Genomic DNA, 23,452 nt, shown 5'->3' with positions numbered 1-23,452 from the left:
TGCTTCTTCGGTGAATCGCAGCCTTTCCCGCTGATCGGGAGAAGCACTTCTGGATCAGTTGATCCAAGTCGAAGCTGAGGACGACGCCGTGAGCCCGCTCACCGCACCGTTTCGATGAGGAGACGCACCATGTGGAGCCCCAGTTCGATCAGATTCGGCGCCTTTCTGGCTCCCTATCACCCGCTCGACGCCGACCCAGCCCTGCAGCTGCGTCGCGACATCGACCTGATGGAGCACCTCGACCATCTCGGATTCGATGAGGCGTGGATGGGCGAGCACCATTCCACCGGCGCCGAGATCGTGCCCGCGCCGGACCTGTTCATCGCCGCGGCGGCCGAACGCACCCACCGCATCCGGTTCGGTACCGGGGTGGTGTCGCTGCCCTACCATCACCCGCTGGTCACCGTCGACCGCATCACCCAACTCGACCTGCAGACCCGCGGCCGGGTCATCTTCGGCACGGGGCCGGGCAAGATCCCCCTCGACGCGCACATGATGGGCATCAACCCGTCCGATCAGCGCCGTCGCCAGGGCGAAGCACTCGAGGCGATCCTGGGGCTGCTTCGTGGCGATGTTGTCGACATGCAGACCGACTGGTTCACCCTGCGCGATGCACGCGCCCAGCTGCCCACCTACGACCCGGCCGGTATCGAGGTGGCCACCGCGTCCACCATCTCCCCGAACGGATCGGTCCTGGCGGGAACGCACGGACTGTCATTGCTGTCACTGGCCGCGGGTTCGCCGACCGGTTTCGCGGCGCTGGACCGCAATTGGGGCGTCTACGAGAAGACCTGTGCCGAGCACGGTCATCTCGCCGATCGGGCGAACTGGCGGCTGGTCACCCCGATGTTCTTGGCCGAATCGCGCGCCGATGCCGAGCGCGCGGTCTCGCGGCGCATCGGGGCCATGGCTGCTTACGTCAACCGGCAGACCGGGCAGCGCCCGGACTGGGCGCGGACCTCTCACGGGATCGTCGAGCAGTGGCGCAACGACACGCTCGGTGAGTTCGGGCAGGCCGTCATCGGCACACCGGACGAGGCCATCGCGCAGATCCAGCGGTTGATCGACAAGACCGGCGGATTCGGCACGTTGCTGATCCTGCACGTGGACATGGCCGATTGGGAGGACACCAAACGCAGCTACGACCTGTTCGCCTCCGAGGTCGTCCCACACTTCAAGAATCGCAATGCCGGACGCCGGGCCAGCCTCCAGTTCGCCGAGGATCACCGCGAGTTGCTGATCGGGCAGTTGGTCACCGCGATCACCGAGGCCACCACCGACTACTACGGCGCCGACGCCGTGACGGGAGCGTGAGGATGCGCGCCGTGCGATTCCTCGACGGAGAATTCACCGTCGGCGAGGTACCCGAACTGCCCGAGACCGGTCCCGGCCAGGTTCGCATCGCGGTGGCTGCCTGCGGAATCTGTGGCAGTGACCTGTCGGTGTCCAAGGATGCGTGCCGCTTCGTCGAAGTCGCCGAGGCGGGCGGGTACCCGCTGGCCGCGTTCGACACCGAACGACCGGTGGTGCTCGGGCACGAGTACGCCGGGGTGATCACCGAGCTCGGTGCCGGGGTCACCGATTTCGCGGTGGGCGACCGGGTGGCGGGTATCGGCTTGGCCACCGATGCCGCGACCGGCATCCCGACGATCATCGGCTACTCCAACACCTACCACGGGGCGTTCGGTGAGGCGATCATCGTCGATGCGTGCTGGGTGCGCGCAGTCCCCGACGACCTGCGACTGGACCATGCGACCCTCGCCGAGCCGCTGCACGTGGGTGAGATGCACGTCCAGCAGTCGGGGCTCACCGCCGCGGATTCGGCGCTGGTGATCGGTTGTGGGACCATCGGTTTGGGCGCCGTCGTCGCGGCCAAGGCTCGTGGCGCGAGGATGGTGATCGCCTCCGAGCCCTCGCCTCGGCGCCGGGAACTGGCGACGCTCATGGGCGCCGACATCGTCGTCGATCCGACCGAGCAGAATCCCATCGAGGTGTGGAACGCCCTGGTCGCCGACGCCGGCTCCGTTGTCGGTGCGGCCGCGAACGGAATCCTGATCGCCTACGAATGCAGTGGGCGTGCCGGGATACTGAACGAGCTCACCCATCAGATGCCGTTCAATTCGCGGATCCAGGTGCTCGCCGCCGGGTTCACGGCCGAAACCATCACCCCGGTCGTGCCCCAATTCCGGCGCATCGCCGTCAATTTCGGTCACGGGCCCTACCAGGACGCCTATGACATCACGCTGCGGCGGCTGGCGGCCGGGTCGATCGACGCGGAGGCGATCATCACCGCGCGCGTGGATCTCGGCGGTGTCGCGGACGCGTTCACGACCCTGCGTAGCCCACAGGATCACGTGAAGATCATCGTCCGGCCCGGTCTTTCCGCGGACTGACCCCCACCGTACGCGGGCAGACCGGGTCTGCCCGCGTACGTTCAGATGCCGAAACCGCCGGAGACCGACAGTTGCTGACCGGTGATGTACCCGGCCTGTTCGGAGGCCAGGAACACGCAGGCGGCGCCGATGTCGGCCGCCGTGCCCCATCGTTTCATCGGCACGAAGCGGCGGGCTTCGGCCTCCCAGGCCGCGTCGACCACGCCCGTGGCTTTCAGCTCGAGGAACATACCTGCCTCGATGACGCCGACCAGCACCGAATTGGCGCGGATATTGTGCCTGCCTTCCTCTTTCGCGATGCCGCGGACCAGCGCCTCGTTGGCGGCCTTGGGCAGCACGGACAGACCGTCGAGCCGGGGCCACCACCGGTCACCGGCGGAGCCGAGGTGGATCACCGAGCCGCCGCCGTGCTCGCGCAGATGCGGCAGCACGGCGTGCACGGCGGTGAACATGCCGAGCGCTTCCACCTCGATCGACTGCCGGTAGCGGTCGGGTTCGGTGTCGGCGAGGGTGATCTGGTCGACGACCGGGCCGGCACCCCACACCAGCGTGCGGATCCGTCCGTGCTCGGCGATCACCTCGGCGATCACCCGGTCGACGGCGGCCGTGTCGCGGACATCGACCTGATGGGCGCTGGCCCGCACGCCGAGCGCACGCAATTCGGCCACGGTGGTCTCGGCGACGGATTGTTTGCTGCGGTAGCAGATCGCCACGTCACCGCCCGCCCGTGCGAAGTCCGCGGCGACGGCGCGGCCGAGGCCGCCACTGCCACCGAAGACCAGTGTGACACCGTCGAGAAGAGTCAGTTGCATCATGGGGGAAAGCTAGCGGCGCCGTGTCTTTCGCCGCATGCGGGTCTCCCGCCCAGCGGGAGCCACGACTGCCGCCTCAACGGACGCCGAAGAGCGCGCCGCCACCGAATGCCGCGCGATGCGAGACCGGTTGTCCGCCATCGATATCGGTGATCCCGTAGTCGACGGCGGCCTCGGCCGTGATCACCGTACTGCCGCTGCGCGCGCCGACCTCGGGATCGGTGGCCAGGGCCAGGACGACCCGGCCGACGAATTCCGGTGTCTCCGCGCCGGCGATCGGGAACCCCTCGATGTCCTCGACACCCAGTGCCAGGACCTGCTCGGTGCGCACGATGCCGGGCCACAGCGACAACGTGCTCACGCCGGTGTCGCGCAGTTCTACGGCCATGTCGGCCGCCATCTTGTCCAGGCCGGCCTTCGACATTCCGTACAGCACCGAGTGCAGGTAGCCGCGGGTGCCGAACGAGGAGATGTTGGCGATGACGCCGCTTCCGCGAGGCACCATGAGCCGTGCCGCTTCGACCGAGGCCACGTAGTGCGCCCGCAGGCCGACACCGATCAGGGTGTCCCAGTCGGCGACGGGCCGTCGCCAGAACGGATCACTGAATCCGGCGAAACCGTCGGGATTGGCCCAGACGTTGTTGACCAGCAGGTCGAGCCCGCCCTGCTCGGCGGTGATGCGAGTGAACACCGCGGCGATCTGCGCGTCGTCGCGGTGGTCGCAGCGCACGGCGATGCCGGCGCCACCCCGAGCGCTCACCTCAGCGGCCGCGACCTCCAGAGGGCCGCCGTCACCTTCGGTGCCGCGCCCGGTCAGATACACCGTCCAGCCTGCTGCGCCCAGTGCCAGCGCGATTCCCTTGCCCACGCCACGGCTGGCGCCGGTCACCAGAGCGATCTTCGACATGTCCGCTCCTACTGCGCGATCCGGGTGGCGTCATCGAGGGGGCGGGTGATCGCCCACAACTGGTGGAACGTGCATGTCGCGATCTTCCAGTGCCCGTCCTGCACCCGGTATTCGTCGGCGTACTCACCGGTGGCGACGGTTTCGGTGCGCTCGATCAGGTTGACCTGGCGAAAGCGCAGCGTCCACCGGCCGCTGGCCGTGCCGTCCTCGCGCACGGTGATGTCGGGGTGCACGCCGTGGTGCATGTCGAGGATCGCGTTCTTGCCGTCCACCTGCTGCAGCGCGATCGAGGCGAAGACCGCGGCCATGCCGTCGGCGTCGGTCGTACCGAGCGTGCCGTAGTCCAGTACCGAGCCGGCCGCGACGAAACAGTCACGGAACCCGACCGGGTCTTTGGCATCGCAGGCACGGAAATAGCGGTGCTTGAGCGCGGTGATCGACTCGATCGCCGCCAACCGTGCGAGGTGGCGGGCCGGGTCGTCGGACGGCGGTGTTGCAGACATCGAGCTCCTTGGTCGAATCGACAGATCAGACGTGAAGAAGCTCGAATGGCTGTGAGCGTCCGCTACGTCCCGCGGTCGCCACCGTAGGCCCGGAACGCGGTCACCGCCTGCCTGTCTTCCCGCTCATCGGGAACGCCCGCGGGCCTGTGTACACGCTCAGGGGCGGTCGACGTCGGCGATGATGACCTCGGGCTTGAAGATGACCTTGTAGTGGTAGCGACTCACCTCGGCGGCCTCGAGCTGCTCGACGAAGTAGCTCACGTTGTCCGAGAGGCCGAGAAAGTGCTTCTTGTATTCGTCATCGCCGGTCTTGCACGTCACCTCGAGCTGGTTGTTCTCGTCCTTGATCGAGCACTTGCCCTCGATGGACAGCAGGTACTTGTCGGTGATCCCGTTGAAGAACACCACGCGTCGGTTGATCTTGAACTGGTCCGATTCCTTGGACAGGTTCTTGGAGACCACGTCGGCGTCGCTCGAGCACCCGGTCACTGCGATGGCACCTGCGAACAGCGCCGCGACAGCGGCGATCAGTTTCTTGTTCATTCCCCCACCTCGTTCGTCCTTCTTCAGACCATCATGAGTGTCAGCGGTCGAGATCGCCACTGTCAGTGCCATTCCCACCCGATTCGGGCGATGGCACGTCGTACGGCGTCGAGCTGGTCACCGACCCGATGGTTGCGCCCCGCCCGGCTGTGCGTCCCGCACAAACCAGCTGGACTCAGATTGTCCGAGTCAGAACGTGGGGGTACCAGCGGCAGATGCCCAGGGCGAAGCGTAGTTCGAAGGTGTCGGTCTCGACGGCGATGCCGTAGCGGCCGGTGACCTGTTGGATGCGGTACTGGACGGTGTTGCGGTGGACGTCGAGGACGCGGGCGGTGCGCGAGTAGCTGGCGCCTTCGGCGAGGAACACCTCGAGAGTGTTGCGCAAGAGTTCCACTTTGGCGCCGTCGCCTGCCAGCGATCCGAGGACGCGGTGGACGAGGCCGGTCAGCTCGTCGGGATCGTCGGACAGCAGCGCGAAGGGCGCGATCGTGTCGTAGTCGACCACAGCGGGCGCGGTCTCCCCGGCCGAGACGACGAGCGCCTTGGCCCGTGCCGCGCTGCGGGCCGAGCGCCGGAAGCCCGGCAGCCCCTCGCCGACCGGCCCGAGCGCTACCCGTATCGGCAAGCCGGAAGCCGCGAGCTGGGCGGTGAGTTCCTCGACCGCGCAGGGCTGTCCGGTCGGGAACCACAGGCACATGGCGCGGTCTCCCGACGCGGCGACCAATTCGGCGCCACCGGTACCCATCGCCGCGGCGAGCAGCTGTCGGGCCTGCTCGAGCGCGCGCACAGCCTCCGCGCCGGTGACCGTCGACCACACTTCAGTGGCGTAGTGCCACTGATCGAGTTGGTAGCCCAGCACTTCCTGGGCGGCGGCGACATCGACATCGTCGTTGTCGAGCAACCGTGCGATCCATTGCTGGCGTGCGGCTTGGCGGCTGCTGAGCCAGCGGTCCCGTTCGGCCTCGTAGATCCGCCCCATCGACGAATTGAGGCGATCCAGGTAGGTGCCCGCGAATTTGAGCAGTTCGGCGATCCGGGCGGGCTGGTCAGGGCCGGGAACGGCCAGGACGAGCCCGATCGCGGCGTCGAGGATCCGGTACTGCCCGAGCCCGTAGGCGCGCAGCAGGATCGTCAGCGGCACACCGCGCCGGGCCAGCCGTTGGGCGTAGGCGGCGGCCCCGGGGGGCGGGCCTGCGGTGGCCGGGTCGATGCCGTTCGCCAGCACGTACTGCACGGCGGCGATGTTCTCGGCGATGCTGGCGGCTCGCATCTCGGCCAGATCGGCGGCGACGTCGTTGAGCGGGATCATCTGCTCGGTCACCCGGATGAGGTCGGCGGTGATGGCGTCGACGCGCGGGCCCAGGGCCTGTCCCACCCACACCAGGGATCCGTATGCCGCCATGCGCGCTTCCGTCCGTTGAACAAAAACCGTCGACGGCATTGTGCCATCCGCACAAATTTCTGGTCGATTCGGTCTCGGCGTCGATAAACAAACCGGTCATGTGGTCGTGACAGCGTGACATGTGGTGTCATGGTCGCCGAACGCCCCGATATCGACTCCTTCTTGCTTGTTCGACACTGGTCCGCCCCGGTAGGCCGAATCCGACAGGGTTCGTGGGTCATCGCAGAGCTGTGGGCCGGTTAGCTGAAGGATGTTGTACTCGAATGCGTGAAGCGCGCACCTCTCCACGTGAAGTTCGTCGTGCGCCGCGCGGTCGAGGCAACCGGAAGTCGAGTGCTCCCCTCTTCCCTCAGCTGCTGACCGCGGCGGTCGACACCGCCGGTGATGCCGTCGCTGTGTCCTGTACCCCGGCCGACGGTGCCCGCCGCGAACTCACCTACACCCAACTCGACGAATACTCGTCCCAACTGGCCAGAGACCTGATCGCGCGTGGCATCGGTCCCGGCGATGTCGTCGCGCTCGGATTCACCCGGTCGATCGAGTCGGTGGCGGCGGTGTGGGCAGTGGCCAAGACCGGCGCTGCCTACGTCCCTGTCGATCCGGCGCTGCCCGCCGAGCGGATCGCCTATCTTCTCGAAGACTCCGGCGCCGTCCTCGGTCTCACCGGCACGCCACATCGGGAGATGCTGGGCGATTCGGTCGACTGGCTCGACATCGACGCCCCTGCCCAGCGCGACCGCATCGCCACCTACCCCGCCCACCCGATCTCCTACCTCGACCGAGTTCGTCCGCTGATCGATCAGCACCCGGCCTATGTCATCTATACCTCCGGTTCGACCGGGCGTCCCAAAGGCGTGGTCGTCACCCACACCGGTCTCGGTGCCTTGGTCGCGGCCGCCCGGGAACGCTATTCGGTCGACGAAGGCGACCGCGTGCTGCACGTGTGTTCGCCGAACTTCGACGTCTCGGTACTCGAGCTGCTGGTGGCATTCAACTCCGGTGCCACGCTGGTGGTCTCACCGTCGACGGTCTTCGGCGGCCCCGAACTCGCCGAGCTGCTGCGCCGCGAACGCGTGACCCACCTGCTGATCACCCCGGCGGCGTTGGAATCTGTCGACCCCCGCGACCTGGACGCCCTGCGTGTCGTCGTCGTAGCGGGCGACGCTTTCGGCCCGACCCTGGTCGATCGCTGGGCCGACGGGCGTGCCTTCTTCAACGGCTACGGCCCGACCGAGGCCACCATCCTCGCCACCGGCACCACCGCGCTACGGCCCGGACAGCCCATCACGATCGGCACGGCGTTCGCCGGAGTCGGTGCGACAGTGCTGGATTCGCGCCTGCGCCCGGTTCCCGCGGGCGTGGCGGGTGAGCTGTATCTGTTCGGGCCCGCGCTGGCCCAGAGTTATCGGGGCAGGCCGGCGCTCACCGCCGAACGATTCGTCGCCTCACCTTTCACCGATTCCCGCATGTACCGGACCGGCGACCTGGTCCGGCGCACCGCCGACGGTGACATCGAATACCTCGGCCGCTCCGATTTCCAGGTCAAGATCCGCGGTTTCCGCGTCGAACTCGGCGAGATCGACGCCGCACTCACCGCCCACCCCGACATCGAGTACGCGGTCACCCTCGGTACGAAAGCCGACTCGGGGGCGACCGTGCTGGTGTCGTATGTGCTTGCCCAGCAAGGCAAGTCGATCGACGCCGACGCAGTAGCGCGCTTCGTGGGCACCTCCCTGCCCGCCCATATGGTGCCGACAGTCCTGATGACCCTCGACGAGATCCCGTTGACCCCCAACGGCAAACTCGACCGCAACGCCCTGCCCGCACCGGTTTTCGGGGCTGTGGGTTCGCGTGCGCCCGAGGGCCCGGTCGAGACCGCCATCGCCGAACTGTTCACCCAGATCCTGGGTCTGGAGCAGATCGGTGCCGAGGATTCGTTCTTCGCCGCCGGTGGTGACAGCATTCTGTCCATCCAGCTCGTGTCGCGCGCGCGCAATGCCGGCATCACGTTCACCCCGCAGGCTGTGTTCGAGCACCGCACCGTCGCCGGGCTGGCGCGGGTGGCGGTGGTGGGTGCCGAGTCCGCGCCCACGTTGACCGAACTGCCCGGCGGCGGTGTGGGCATGATGCCGTTGACGCCGGTGCTGGCCGCGTCGCTGGCCGGTGGGCGGGTGTTCGGCCGGTTCACCCAGCAGATGGTGTTGGCCCTGCCTGCTGGTATCGACCGAAATGCCCTGGTGGACACCCTCACCGCGGTGATCGACCACCACGACATGCTGCGGGCCGGTCTGCGACAGGTCGACGGGCAGTGGGAGCTGCACACTCTGCCGCCGGGCGCGGTGGACGTGGGCGACCTGCTCCAGCGCGTCGATGTCCCGGCGGGCACCGACGCGCTCGGTGAGATCGCCGACGCCGCGATGGATTCCGTGCTCGCGGCGCTGGACCCGCAGGCGTACCGGATGATCGGCTTCGCGTGGCTCGCTCGTCCGGACGGCCCCGACGGTTTGGTGGTCGCCGCCAACCACGCGGCGATCGACGGAGTGTCGTGGCGAATCCTGTTGTCGGACCTGGTCGCCGCGGGGGCCCAGGTCGGCCGACGTGTCGTCCTGCCCCCGGTCGGCACGTCGTTTCGTCGCTGGGCGCACGGCCTGACCGAGGCAGCGCCGAACAGGCGCGAGGAACTCGACCACTGGCGCCGGACCCTGTCGGTACCCGACCCGCTGCTCGGCGATCGCCCGCTCGACTCCCGCGATACCGCCTCGACGGTGCGAACCATCACCGTCGAAGTTCGCGCCGACATCACCCAGGCGATCCTGACCGACCTGCCCACCCGGTACCGCGCGGGCGCCGAGGACGGCTTGCTCGCCGCCCTGGCCATGGCTGTGCGCACGTGGCGGGCCCGGCGCGGTGTCGACGCCCCCACGACCCGCGTCCGTCTGGAAGGCCACGGCCGCGAACAGTCCGCGGTCGACGGCGCCGATCTGACCCGCACGGTCGGCTGGTTCACCAGCATGTATCCGATCGCCCTCGACCTGAGCGAGGTCGAGGGCGACGCCGCGTGGCACGGTGGCGACGCCACGGCCGCCGTCGTCAAGGCCATCAAGGAACAGCTGCGTGCGGTGCCGCACAAGGGCATCGGTTTCGGCATGCTCCGCCATCTGGACCCGGAATCGGCATCGCGGCTCGACGGCCCCCTCGGCCAGGTCGGCTTCAACTATCTGGGCCGGATCACCGCGGGCGATCTCGGCGATACCGACCACAGCTGGCTACCCACCGCCGGGTGGGGCGAGCCCGTCGCCGAACAAGACCCCGATCTGCCCGCTGCCGCCGTCATCGACATCAACGCCCTGGCCACCGGTACCGACGCCGGCCTGATTTTGCGCGCGTCGTTCTCCTACGCCTCCGGCATCATCGACGAGGCGTCGGTGCGCGAACTGGCCGACTGCTGGACCGCGGCCCTGACGGTCCTCGCCGAACACCTGCGCGATCCGGCAGCCGGTGGACTCTCGCCCGCCGACGTGCCGCTGGTCCAGGTCACCCAGGCAGAACTCGACACCTGGCATCGCGAACGCCCGCACCTGACCGATGTGCTGCCCCTGGCGCCGCTGCAGCTCGGTCTGTTCTTCCTCGCCCAGGTGTCGCCGGCCGACCCGTATCTGGTCCAGCTCGCGGTCGAGCTGACCGGCGAGGTCGACACCAACCGCCTGCGCCGAGCCGCCCGAACCGTCCTCGACCGCCACGCGATCCTGCGCACGGCCTTCGGATCGTCGGCGGCGGGCACGCCGGTCGGTTTCGTGGCCGAGGGTGTTGCGGTGCCGTGGCAGATCATCGACACCGAACTCGACGATGCCGACGAGTTCCTGGCCGCCGAGGCGCGGACCGGTTTCGAACTCTCCACTGCGCCGCTGCTGCGCTTCACGCTGTACCGCCGCACCCACGGCATGCATCTGGTGTTGACCGCGCACCACCTCCTCGTCGACGGCTGGTCGATGCCGTTGCTGATGCAGGAACTACTGCTCTGCTACGCCACCGACGGCGCCCCGGCGGTGCTGCCGCGGGTACGCCCCTACCGTGACTACCTCGCCTGGCTCGCGGGCCGAGACCGTTCCGCCGCGTTGCGCGGCTGGCGCGAAGCGTTGACCGGGCACACCCCGACCCTGCTGACCACCGCAGTCGCACCGCCAACCGAGCCGTGCGAGGGCCACGGGATGTGCACCGTCGAGCTGTCACCGGCGGAGGCCCAGGACTTGGCGGCCTGCGCCGCGGCCAACGACGTCACGGTCAACACCCTGTTCCAAGCGGCATGGGGTGTGGTGCTGGCCGGTGCGTTCGGCCGCGGCGACGTGGTGTTCGGTGCGGTGGTCTCGGGTCGCCCGCCACAGTTGGACGGCGTCGACACCATGGTCGGACTCTTCGCCAACACCATCCCCGTTCGCGTCCGTTTCACCGAGTCCGAGCCGTTGCGGAACATGTTGTCGCAGCTACAGTCCGAGCAGATCGCCGTGCTGGACGGCCATCACCTCGGTCTCGCCGAGATCCAGCGGGCCGCGGGCACGGGCGAACTGTTCGACACGCTCATGGCCTACGAGTCCTATCCGGTCGACACCGAGGGAATGCGACGCGCGCACGGCTCCATCGACGGCCTCGAGATCGTCGATATTCGAGCCGCCAACGCCACGCACTACCCGGTGGCCGTGGGTGTCGAGGTGGGCGAGGGGATTCGCGTCGGCCTCCAGTACCGCCTGGACCTGATCGACACCGGCATCGCACAAGCTCTCGCGCACCGCCTCCGCGCCACCCTCGACGCCTTCGTCCACACACCCGACCAGACCGCCACACAGCTCCTGGACACCCTCGACCAGCACAACGATCCGATCGCGGAGGCCGGCTACTGGCATCGCGTCCTCGCGGACCTGCCTGCCGAACTGAACCTTCCGACAGATCGCGCCCGGCCCGCGAGCCTCGTGTCGGCCGACGCCCGCGTCGGCTTCGAGATCCCCGCCGAACTTCATGACCGCATGCGGAATTTCGCCGATTCCCGCGACACGACGGTCTTCAGCCTCGTGCACACGGCCTTCGCGGTGCTGCTGGCCCGGCTGGCCAACACCGAAGACATCGCGATCGACACCCCGTGCCCGCAGTCTCCGGATGCCCGCCTGGTGTTGCGACTGCCGGTGTGCGGCGCGACCTGTGTCGACGAGCTGCTGGCTGAGGCGACCACGGTCGCCCGGCGAGCATTCGGGCGAAACGGGTTGTCGCACAGTAATCTCCAGACCGTCCGCGACGCGGCCGGGCCACTGGTGCGGGTCACTGTGATGTCGGACGAATGCCCGACTGTGGCTGCCGTGGAGCGCGACCTCGTGCTGTCGCTACGCGCCCCGAGCTCCGACGACCATCGACGATCAGGCGCCGCGGATGAGCACCGAACAGGTGTCGCCGCCGCCAGCGACCGCCCGGCCGGTCCCATCACCGCCGAATTCGTTTACGCGAGTGCGCTGTTCGACCGGGCAACGGTCGACGTGTTCGCGCAGCGCCTGATTCGCCTGCTGGCGGACGCGATCGAGCGCCCGGACACCGCTGTCGGTGATCTCACCATCCTCGATGCCGCGGAAGAATCGGCCCTCACAGCGCGCAACACCGACACCGACACCGCCCTGTTCCCCGACCTGATCGCACGCGGCAACGCGCTGGGCCTCGACAGGATCGCCGTCCGGCACGAGAGTCGTTCGATCACCTACGGCGAACTGACCGAGCGGACCACCCGCTGGGCCCGCGAACTGATCGCCCAAGGCGTCGGCCCCGAAGTCGCTGTCGCCGTTGCCCTTCCCCGGTCCTACGACATGGTCGCGGCCGCGCTCGCCATCGCCGCGGCGGGTGGGGTGTATGTGCCGATGGACCCGCGCAATCCCACACGTCGCCTCCAGCACCTGGTCACCGACTCGGGCGCGATACTCGGCATCACCGCCGCCGCGCACCTCGGCGACCTGCCCGACGACCTGACCTGGCTCACCCTCGACGACCTCGACCGAGTCACCGCCACCCACCCGACGACACCGATCACCGACGCCGACCGCCGCGCACCCCTGCGCGTCGACCACCCCGCCTACCTCATCTACACCTCCGGCTCCACCGGTCTGCCCAAGGGCGTCACCGTGACCCACGCCGGTCTGGCACCGCTGGTCGAGGAGGCGGTCCGCCGCTACCGCCTCGAATCCGAGCACCGCTTCCTGCACATCTGCGCCCCCTGGTTCGACCCCTCCGTGCTCGAATGGCTGTGCGCCTTCACCACCGGCGCGACGCTGGTCGTCGTCGGGTCCGACATCGTGGGCGGGATCGAACTCGCGGATCTGCTGGCCGCCGAGTCCGTCACCCACGCCATCATCACCCCCGCGGTCCTGGGCACCCTCGACCCGGCCGGTCTGCACGCACTGGAATCGTTGTCCGTCGGCGGCGACGTGACCACCCCGGAACTGCTCGCGAAATGGCAGCCCGGCCGCCGCTACCTCAACGGGTACGGCCCCACCGAGACCACGATCATCTCGTCCTACGCCGAACTCACTGCCGGACAACCGATCTCGATCGGCGCCCCCGTGCGCGGCACACACGCGATGATCCTGGACGCCCGCCTGAACCCGGTCCCGCCGGGTGTCACCGGCGAGCTCTATCTGAGCGGGCGCGCGTTGGCGCGCGGCTACCGCAATCAGCCGACGACGACCTCGGCCCGATTCGTCCCCGACCCGTGGGGTGCGCCCGGCACCCGCATGTACCGCACCGGCGATCTGGTGCGCCTGCGCGACACCGGCGAGATCGACTACCTCGGCCGTGCCGACACCCAGGTGAAGGTGCGCGGTTTCCGGATCGAACCGGGCGAGATCGATGCCGTGCTCGTCAGCCACCCCGATGTCGAATTCGCGGTGACCGTCGGACGTCGGAGCCCCGCCGGATCGACCACGCTGGTGTCCTATGTGCTCGCGGCACCGGATCGTTGCGCCGACCCCCTCGCCCTCACCGCGTACGCCACCGACCGCCTGGCCGCGCACGCGGTGCCGTCGGCGATCGTGGTGCTCGACGCGCTGCCCCTGACCTCCAACGGCAAACTCGACCGCAACGCCCTGCCCGAACCGGTCGTCGCCACCGCGCCCACCGCGGCACCCATCGGTGCGAGTCAAACCCTGCTGGCCGAGCTGTTCGCCCGCGTCCTCGGCATACCGCGCGTCGGCGTGCACGATTCGTTCTTCGCGCTCGGTGGCGACAGCATCCTGTCGATCCAGCTGGTGTCGCTGGCCCGCGCCGCGGGCATCGTCTTCACCACCCGTGACGTGTTCGAACACCGCACCGTGGCAAAGCTGTCCGACATCGCCGCGCTCGACAGCCCACAGTCGCCCGTGCTGGCGGAACTGCCCGGTGGGGGCATCGGCGATATCGCGTTGACGCCGGTCCTCGCCGAGTTCCTGACCACCGGTTCCAGCGACCGTTTCGCCCAGACCATGGTCCTGGCACTCCCCGAGAACATCGACCGCCCAGCTCTGGTCGCCATCATCGCCGCGGTCCTGCGCCACCACGACATGCTGCGCTCGCGCCTGCGACGCGACAGCGACGACTGGCAGTTCGAAGTCCTGCCACCCCATCGTGTCGACGCGGACTCTCTGATCACCGAGATCGACGCGTTCTCGGCGCTCACACCGGATGAGCTGACCCGAATCGGCACGGCCGCCATGGATTCGGCGCTCTCGGCGCTGGATCCCGCCACCGCCCGCATGATCGCCTTCACCTGGATCCGCAGGCACGGCGCTCGCGATGTCCTCGCGGTCGCCGCCCATCACTACGTCATCGACGGTGTCTCCTGGCGGATCCTGCTCCCCGACCTGGTCGTGGCGTGGGCCCAGTACGCAGCAGGTCAGCGGATCGCCCTGCCGCCGGTCGGTACGTCGTTCCGCCGGTGGGCGCACGGCCTCGCCACCGCCGAGCGCACCGCCGAACTCGACCACTGGCACCAGGTCCTGTCCACCCCTGACCCGCTGCTCGGCGCCCGCGCGGTCGACAGCAGCCTCGATACCGAGGCGACGATGCGGTCGATCACCGTGCAGATCCCCGCCGAGATCACCGAACCCCTGCTCACGACGCTGCCCGCGCAATACCGGGCAGGCGCCGATCACCCGCTGCTCGCGGCCTTGGCCTTGGCCGTGCGGGTCTGGCGTGCCCGGCGCGGTGTCGACGCTCCCACTCTGCGACTGCGACTCGAAGGCCACGGCCGCCAGGAGGACGCCGTCCCCGGCGCGGATCTGACCCGCACCGTCGGCTGGTTCACCACCGTCTACCCCGTTGCCCTGGACCTGTCCGCGATCACGCCGGCGGTCTTCGACGACGAAGCCCTCGCCGCGACGATGCGCACCGTCAAAGAACAGCTGCTGGCCGTGCCGGACAACGGTATCGGCTTCGGTGTGCTGCGCCGGAACCCGCACACCCGAAACCGGTTGTCCGGCACCATCGGCCAGATCGGCTTCAACTACCTGGGTCGCGCGAGCACCGCGGCGCAGACCACCGACGACACCGCGTGGCTGCCCACTGCCGACCTCGGTGACATCGCCGTCGACTACGACCCCACCCTGCCCGCGCACACCGTTCTCGACATCAACGCGATCGCCGTCACCACCGACACCGGGCCGCGACTGCGGGCGGACTTCCGCTACGCCACCGGCATCCTGTCCGAGTCCGAGGTCCAGGAGCTGGCCGACGACTGGACGAGCTGGCTCACCGCACTGGCCGACCACACCCTCCACCCGTCCGCGGGCGGGCTGACCCCCTCCGATGTTGCCCTGGTACAGGTTTCGCAAAACGACCTCGACACCTGGCGCACGACCCACCCGGGTCTGTCGGATGTGCTGCCGCTGTCGCCGTTGCAGCACTCGTTACTCGCACTGGGCGAGATGCTCGACGAGTCGGTCCACGCCTACGTCATCCAGCTCATGGCCGAATTGACCGGCGAGCTCGACATCGACCGGCTTCGCCACGCGGCCGCGACAGTGCTGAACCGGCACGCCAACCTGCGCTCGGCCTTCGTCACCACCCCCGACGGCACCCCCGTTCAGCTCGTCGCCGATGCCGTCGAGGCACCGTTGCGGATCGTCGAAGCCACCGACACCGAGCTGCCCGCTCTGCTCGCCGCTGATCAACAGGCAGGTTTCGACCCCACGATCGCGCCGCTGCTGCGATTCACGGTGTACACCATCGGTTCCGGGCGCAGCCACCTCGTCCTGACCGGCCATCACATCCTCCTCGACGGCTGGTCCATGCCGCTGCTGATGAAGGAACTGCTCGTCCTCTACGCCACCCACGGCGACGCGACCCCGCTGCCGCCGGTGCGCCCCTACCGCGACTACCTCGCCTGGCTCACCCGCCAGGACCGCACCGCCGCGGAGCGCGCGTGGTCGGAGGTCCTCGACGGGGTGTCGGCGACGATGATCGCCCCCGAGCTCACCTGGCCGCCGGCGACCGGCCACGGCTACGGCCTGTGCGAGTTCGAACTCGACGCCGCGCGGACGTCCGCGCTGACCGCCGTCGCCGCGGCCGCCGAGGTCACCGCGAACACCGTGTTCCAAACAGCCTGGGGCCTGGTCGTCGCCGCGAGCACCGCACGCGAGGATGTCGTGTTCGGTGCGACCGTGTCCGGGCGCCCGCCCCAGCTGGACGGCGTCGGCGACATGATCGGGCTGTTCGTCGACGCGGTCCCGGTGCGGGTGCGCATCGACCCCACCGCCACCGTCGGTGACCTGATCCGCGCCGTCCAAGCCGAGCAGGCCTCGCTGCTCGATCACCACCACCTCGGCCTCGGCGCGATCCAGCGCGTCGCGGGACCGGGCGAGCTCTTCGACACCATGCTCGCTTTCGAGTCCTACCCCGTCGACGTCGAAGGTCTCCAACAGGCCGGCGGCGCGCTCGACGACCTGAGCATCGACGACCTGCACGGCGCCGACCACACCCACTACCCGATCACGGTCCTGGTCTTCCTCGGTGCCCGCACCCAGGTGCAGATCAAGTACCGCCGCGACCTCGTCTCCGATCCCGCGGCTCGCGCGCTCACCGACCGTCTCCGCACGGCGATCGACAACCTCGTCGCCGCCCCGACCACGCCTGTCGTCGACCTCGCCCACCAGCTCACCACCGACCCCGCCGACCCGATCACCCGATCCCGCTACTGGCGCCAGACGTTGGCCGACCTGCCGGCTCGCCTGGTCCTGCCCACCGACCACGTGGTCGCCGGCGGCGCACGCCCCGACCTCTCGCGCGCGCAGAGTGGGCATGCGGACAATCGCCTCGGCGCCGAGCACGGTTGTGCCAGGTCGACCGTCCCGACGACGGTGCACCGAGCCCTCCATGAGCTCGCCGGCACCGCGAACGTGAGCAGGCAATCGCTGGTCGGCACCGCCTTGGCTGTACTCCTCGCGCGACTCACGGCATCCGACGACATCGTGATCCGAACCCGCACTCCTGATCTGTTGCTGCGCATCGCCATCGATCTCGCGGCACCCTTCCTCGATCTGCTCACGCGGGCACACGAGGCCGAGACGCTGGCGCTGGCTCATGCGGGAATCCCGCTCTCGGACTTCGCCGAGCTGCTCGGCGTCGAGCCCCGCGCGCTGGGACAGGTGTCGCTGGAAGTACGGTCCACCGGCTCATCGGACGACCCGTTGCCCGTGCCCGCCGCGGCGACGACCGCAGCCGGTTCGGATGCGCGGCACACCCGGCCCGGGGACGACGCCGTGACAGCCGGCGAACTCCTCGTGACGGTGCTCGAGACGACGTCGGGCGCGGCGATCGAGATGTCTTTCGCCCGAACCGTTTTCGATGACCACGAAGCGGACACGTTCGTGCGGCGCCTGGCCCGGCTGCTCACCGCGATCGCCGCCGACCCACGGATCCCGGCCGGTGACCTACCGCTGTCCGATCACGCCGAGTACACCTTCTTGACTCATCTCGGCGACGGCCCGACTCCGTCGGCCACCTCCACCCTGCCCGAGCTGCTCGTGCGCGGCACCGGCTACGGCCAGCATCGAATCGCCGTGCGCGACACCGCGAACACCTACACCTACGGCACCCTCGACGCCGATTCCTCACGCTTGGCCCGAGTCCTCATCGACGAGGGAATCGGCCCGGAAACAGTCGTCGCCTCGGCGGTCCCGCGCTCCTACGAGTCGATCCTCGCGTTCTGGGCCATCGCCAAAGCGGGTGGCGTGTACCTTCCCGTCGACCCGAACTACCCCGAAGACCGTGTCCGTCACATGCTCGCCGACTCCGGCGCGACCATCGGCCTCACCGTCGCCGCGAGGGCGAACAACCTGCCCGGATCGCTGCGCTGGCTGGCGCTGGACGAACCGGCCGCCCGGGCCCGCACCGCCGCCCGCTCGTCGACCCCGGTACGCGACCGCGACCGCCGAGCACCCTTGCGCCGCGACAACATCGCCTACGTGATCTACACCTCCGGCTCCACCGGCACACCCAAGGGCGTCTCGGTCACCCATGCGGGACTCGGCGCCCTCGTCACCCACTCGGCGGCCCTGATGCGCCTGCGCCACGACCACCGCATGCTGCACGTCTGCTCACCCAGCTTCGACCAGTCGATCGAGGAACTCGCCACCGCCTTCCACCGCGGCGCCACCCTGGTCATCGCCCCGCCCGACGCCCTGGGCGGCATCGACCTCGACGACCTGCTGCGCACCGAACAGGTGACGCACACGATCATCACCCCCGCCCTGCTGAGCACCCTGAACCCGACCACCCTGCCCGACCTGCGGTGCGTGTCCGCCGGCGGCGAAGCCACCGCCCCCGAACTGCTGGCCATGTGGCAACCGGGCCGCAGCTTCCTCAACGGCTACGGTCCCACCGAGGCAACGATCGGCGCGACCTACTCGGTGCTGCGTGCCGGGGACCGCGTCACGATCGGTCGCCCCGTGCCGGGCATGCGCGCCGTGGTCCTCGACGCCCGTCTGCACCCGGTGCCGGTGGGCGCCACCGGTGAGCTCTATCTCGCGGGTCCCGCACTCGCACGCGGGTACCGTGGCCGCCCCGCCGCCACCGCGGATCGTTTCGTCGCCTGCCCCTGGGCCGGACCCGGCGCACGCATGTACCGCACCGGCGACCTCGTCCGCTGGGTGCACGGCGACACCTACGAGCTGGAATACCTGGGCCGCACCGACTTCCAGATCAAGATCCGCGGCTTCCGGATCGAGCCCGGTGAGATCGACGCCGTCCTGCTGCGGCACCCGCAGGTGAGTTTCGCTCTCACGCTCGGCACGCAGAACCCCGCCGGGGACACCGTGCTGGTCTCGTATGTGACAGGCCGCGAGATCGACCCCGGCGCCATCACACGGTGGTCCGCGTCGATGCTGCCCGCGCACATGGTCCCGGCGGCCGTCGTCGTCCTGGACCGTATCCCGCTCTCGGCCGCCGGGAAGATCGACCGGACTGCGCTGCCCGCACCGGAGTTCGTGACGCGCACTTACCGTGCGCCCGCGGCCGGGCTGGAACGTACCGTCGCCGAGGCGTTCGCCGAGGTGCTCGGTGCCGAACGCGTCGGCGCCGACGACAGCTTCTTCGATCTGGGCGGTAACTCGCTGCTCGCCACCCGCCTGACCGCTCGGATCGGTGCCGCACTCGACATCCGGGTGCCGGTGCGCGTGCTGTTCGCCGCACCCACCGTCGCCGAATGCGCGCACGAGATCGCCGGATTGGCCCGCGCGGCCCGTCGACCCGCTCTGCAGGCGCGCCCACGACCTGATCACATCCCCCTCTCGCCCGCCCAGCAGCGCATGTGGTTCCTCAACCGCTTCGATACCGGAACCGCCGCCTACAACATCCCGGTCGTGCTCCGCCTGACCGGCGAACTCGACACCACCGCGATGCGGCAGGCCTTCACCGATCTCGTCGCACGCCACGAGATCCTGCGCACGATCTACCCGACTGTCGACCAGGTACCGGCCCAGATCGTTCTGCCTCCGGACCACCCGGATGTACCGCGCCTGCACGTCACCACGATCGCCCCGGACGTCGACGAAAGCCTGACCCCCGCAGTGACAGCAATGGTGTCGACCGTTTTCGATGTCACCCGAGAAGTGCCCTTGCGTGCCACCCTGTTCGAACTCGGCCCGGACGACCATGTCCTGGCCATGGCCGTGCACCACATCGCCGGTGACGGCTTCTCCGGCGGACCCCTCACCCGCGACCTCGTCATCGCCTACACCGCACGCGCGCAAGGACAGAGCCCCACCTGGGCACCGCTGCCCGTGCAGTACGCCGACTACGCGATCTGGCAGCAGACCCTGCTCGGCGACGAAACCGATCCCACCTCGGTGTCGGCCACCCAGCTCGCCTACTGGCGGCAAGCTCTGGCCGAGCTGCCCGACCAACTCGAACTACCCCGCGACCGGCCACGACCGGCGATCCAGTCCTACGCGGGCGGCCGGGTTCCGTTCACCGTCGACACCGCCACCCACGCCGCCCTCGCCGAACTGTCGCGGACCCACGGCGCGACCCTGTTCATGGCCGTGCACACCGCCTTCGCGGTGGTACTCGCCGAGCTGTCGGGCACCACCGACATCGCCATCGGCACACCGGTCGCCGGCCGCGGCGACGCCGCCCTCGACGACCTGATCGGGATGTTCGTCAACACCTTGGTCTTCCGCACCCGCGTCGACGCGGGTGCGAGCTTCGCCGCACAGCTCACCCGCCAGCGCGACACCGACCTGGCTGCCTTCGCCCACGCCGACATCCCGTTCGAACGGCTGGTGGAAGTCCTCAACCCGGCCCGCTCCACCGCCCGCCACCCCCTGTTCCAGGTCGGTTTGTCGTTCCAGAACCTGGCCGAGGTGCGCATGGACCTGCCCGGCACGAGTGTGTCGTCGGTAGAACTCGATCGGGAGCTGTCCCAGTTCGACCTGCACCTGATCGTGGCCGACCGCTACACCGCCGAGGGTTCTCCGGCGGGCATCACCGGCTACTGCACCTACGCCGCCGACCTGTTCGACGCAGCCACGGTCGCAGGTTTCCTGGCTCGGCTCACCCGCCTGATCACCGCAGTGGTCACCGACCCGGGCGCACCGCTGTACAGCATCGATCTGCTCGCCCCCGACGAACGAGTCCGGATCCTCGACACCTGGAATCACACAGCGCGACAACCAGATCCGGCCGCGACCCTCGCCTCGATGTTCGATGCGACCGTCTCGCGCGCCCCGGACGCCCTGGCCCTCGTCGCCGACGACACCCGGCTGACCTACGCCGATCTCGACGACCGGGTCAACCGCCTGGCCCGCTATCTCATCGCCGCGGGCGTCGGCCCGGAAACCCGGGTGGCACTGGCGATGCGGCGATCGATCGACCTGGTCGTGGCGATGTACGCGGTCAGCACCGCGGGCGGGGTGTACGTGCCGGTCGACCCCGACCACCCTCGATCGCGCACCGGCTACATCCTGGACACGGCCGCCCCGCTGCTCGTCCTCACCAACGCCGACACCTGGCTCGGCGCGGCCGAGGACCTCGCGACAACCCGTGTTCGCTGTGTCGAGCAGGTGGACCTCGCCGCACACAGCCCCGCCCCGATCACCGACCGTGATCGCCGCGCGCCCTTGCGCCCCGCGAACACCGCCTACGTGATCTTCACGTCGGGATCGACGGGCCGCCCGAAGGGTGTCGCCGTCTCCCAAGCCGCGATCGTCAACCAGTTGCGCTGGAAGACAGCTGAATTCGGTCTCACCGCACAGGACAGCGTGCTCCTCAAGACCGCGGCCACCTTCGACCTGTCGGTCTGGGAGTTCTGGTCCGCGGCGATCTGCGGTGGTCGACTGGTCCTCGCCGCGCCCGACGGCCACCGTGATCCGGCCTACCTCGCCGACCTGATGCGCCGCGAAGAAGTGACAACTCTGCACGTCGTGCCGTCGATGCTCGACACCTTGGTCACCGAGCAACTCCCCTCCTCGCTGCGCCGCGTCCTGGCCATCGGTGAGACTCTGCCGGTCGCACTGACCCGCCGATTCGCCACCGCGGCGCCGAACACCGCCCTGTTCAACGTCTACGGCCCGACCGAGGCCGCGGTCTCGATCACCTGCCACCGGGTGAGCGCTGCCGACACGACCACCGTGGCGATCGGCACACCGGTCTGGAACAGCCAGGTCTACGTCCTGGACGCACGGCTACGCCCGGTCCCCGTCGGTGTCCCGGGCGAGCTGTACCTCGCGGGTACTCAGCTGGCCACCGGCTATCTGGGCCGTCCCGACCTCACCGCCGAACGCTTCGTCGCCAACCCGTTCCACGCGGGCAACCGCCTGTACCGCACCGGCGACCTGGCCGCCTGGCGCGCCGACGGCGAACTCGAATACCGCGGCCGCACCGACTTCCAGCTCAAGATCCGCGGCTTCCGCATCGAACTCCAGGAGATCGATGCGGTGCTGGCTTCCCATCCCGACGTCGGCTTCGCCGTCACCGTCGGTCGTGAGAACCAGGCCGGGGAAACAGTTCTGGTGTCCTACGTGGTGGCCTCGCACGGCCACGAGGCCGACATGGACAGTGTCGCGCGATGGGCGGCTCAGGCACTGCCCACCCACATGATTCCGGCCACGATCACGGTGCTCGACGAAGTCCCCCTGTCCCACACCGGCAAACTCGACCGCGCCGCGCTGCCCGCGCCCGCACTCGCCACCCGCGCCTATCGGGCCCCGGACACGGCCATCGAACACACCGTCGCCGCAATCTTCGCCGACGTCCTGCGCCTGGACCGCGTCGGCATGGACGACCACTTCTTCGAACTCGGCGGCACCTCACTGAGCGCCACCCGCCTGTCGACCCAGCTGGGTGCCGCGACGGCCGCGACCGTCCCCGTCACCTGGATCTTCACCACCCCCACCCCGGCGGGCATCGTCGCGGCACTGCGCGCCGAGGGCACCGACAGCGCCGGCATCGACGCCGCTTTCGACGTCCTGCTGCCTTTGCGCACCGAAGGCACCGGCGAACCGCTGTTCTGCGTCCACCCCATCAGCGGTATCGCCTGGTCCTTCAGCGGCCTCGCAGCCCACCTCGACCGCCCGCTGTACGGTCTCCAGTCACCTGCGCTGAGTTCGAGCGAGCCGCTGCCGGATTCGATCGAGGAATGGGCGCTGCGCTACCTCAAGGAGATTCGCGCGGTGCAGGCCGAAGGTCCGTACCATCTGCTCGGCTGGTCCCTGGGTGGTGTCATCGCGCACGCCATGGCGGTGCAACTCCAGGAGGACGGCGAGCAGGTGGCGGTGCTGGCCATGCTGGACAGCACCCTGTCGTCGGCTTCGACGGCTGTCGCGACGACGGTGACCGCCGCCGACCTGCTCGGCGGATTCGCCGGCACCGAGCAGGTGGACCTCGCCGACCCTGTCGACATCCACCAGCTCGCCCGGACGCTGTTCGAGCGCTCCGCACCACAAGCCGCGGTCGACCCGTCCCGCATCGACCGGATCGTCGACGCGGCGACCACCTCGGTCGCCCTCGACGCCGCCTACCACCCCCGCCGTTTCGACGGCACCATCACCTATTTCACCGCGGCCCACAGTGATCCGACCGGAACCACCGGTGCGTCGTCCTGGTCCGAGGCGGTGACCGGCACCGTCGACAATCATGCGGTGGCCGCAACCCACTGGCGCATGACCGAAGACCACGCCCTCACCGTCATCGCCGACACGCTCCGCAAGGAACTGGGCTAGCCGAAACCGAGTGCGGCGCGGCGCTGTCGGCCTGGTAGCGTCGCGGTGTCCGTGACATCGCAGAAGGAGGTGAGACCCATCAACGCAGTAGTCCATGGGTGCTCCCGCCCAGCACGGTCGGCCGCCTGACGCCAAGGTCGCCGGGAGCGCCCCCACAAGGCACTCCCGAAGGGC

The 23,452-nt window shown here is 69.2% G+C and carries 8 protein-coding genes; 3 read left to right on the top strand and 5 right to left on the bottom strand.

Annotated features, from left to right (window positions below):
* Positions 1-129: 129 nt before the first annotated feature.
* Positions 130-1,314: an LLM class flavin-dependent oxidoreductase gene (locus ACFQ9R_RS17555; protein ID WP_378991772.1), complete on the top strand. Its 1,185-nt coding sequence runs from the start codon at positions 130-132 to the stop codon at positions 1,312-1,314.
* 2 nt (positions 1,315-1,316) lie between these two features.
* Positions 1,317-2,393 (top strand): alcohol dehydrogenase catalytic domain-containing protein, encoded by a 1,077-nt coding sequence (locus tag ACFQ9R_RS17550; protein WP_378991770.1) that lies wholly within the window; start codon positions 1,317-1,319, stop codon positions 2,391-2,393.
* Positions 2,394-2,434: 41 nt separating this feature from the next.
* On the opposite strand, the gene ACFQ9R_RS17545 is transcribed toward ACFQ9R_RS17550, so the two are convergent.
* The 5 genes from ACFQ9R_RS17545 to ACFQ9R_RS17525 form a co-directional block, all read right to left on the bottom strand.
* Positions 2,435-3,208, bottom strand: coding sequence for an SDR family NAD(P)-dependent oxidoreductase (locus ACFQ9R_RS17545; protein WP_378991768.1), 774 nt, complete (start codon positions 3,206-3,208; stop codon positions 2,435-2,437).
* A gap of 73 nt (positions 3,209-3,281) precedes the next feature.
* Positions 3,282-4,112: an SDR family NAD(P)-dependent oxidoreductase gene (locus tag ACFQ9R_RS17540; RefSeq protein WP_378991767.1), complete on the bottom strand. Its 831-nt coding sequence runs from the start codon at positions 4,110-4,112 to the stop codon at positions 3,282-3,284.
* Between the two features lie 8 nt (positions 4,113-4,120).
* Positions 4,121-4,615, bottom strand: coding sequence for a nuclear transport factor 2 family protein (locus ACFQ9R_RS17535; protein ID WP_378991766.1), 495 nt, complete (start codon positions 4,613-4,615; stop codon positions 4,121-4,123).
* Positions 4,616-4,771: 156 nt separating this feature from the next.
* Complete coding sequence (locus ACFQ9R_RS17530) at positions 4,772-5,158, bottom strand: hypothetical protein (protein ID WP_378991765.1); 387 nt, start codon at positions 5,156-5,158, stop codon at positions 4,772-4,774.
* 175 nt (positions 5,159-5,333) lie between these two features.
* Complete coding sequence (locus ACFQ9R_RS17525) at positions 5,334-6,560, bottom strand: PucR family transcriptional regulator (RefSeq protein WP_378991764.1); 1,227 nt, start codon at positions 6,558-6,560, stop codon at positions 5,334-5,336.
* 263 nt (positions 6,561-6,823) lie between these two features.
* Here ACFQ9R_RS17525 and ACFQ9R_RS17520 point away from each other — a divergent pair, with 263 nt between their 5' ends.
* Positions 6,824-23,278 carry an amino acid adenylation domain-containing protein gene (locus ACFQ9R_RS17520; RefSeq protein ID WP_378991762.1) on the top strand — a complete coding sequence of 5,485 codons (16,455 nt, stop codon included), beginning with the start codon at positions 6,824-6,826 and terminating at the stop codon, positions 23,276-23,278.
* The last annotated feature ends 174 nt before the right edge of the window (positions 23,279-23,452 follow it).

The sequence above is a fragment of the Nocardia sp. NPDC056541 genome, from assembly GCF_042794235.1.
GTDB lineage: Bacteria > Actinomycetota > Actinomycetes > Mycobacteriales > Mycobacteriaceae > Nocardia.
The sequence above is the reverse complement of the archived record's forward strand: the minus strand, read 5'-3'. Positions and strand labels throughout refer to the sequence as shown.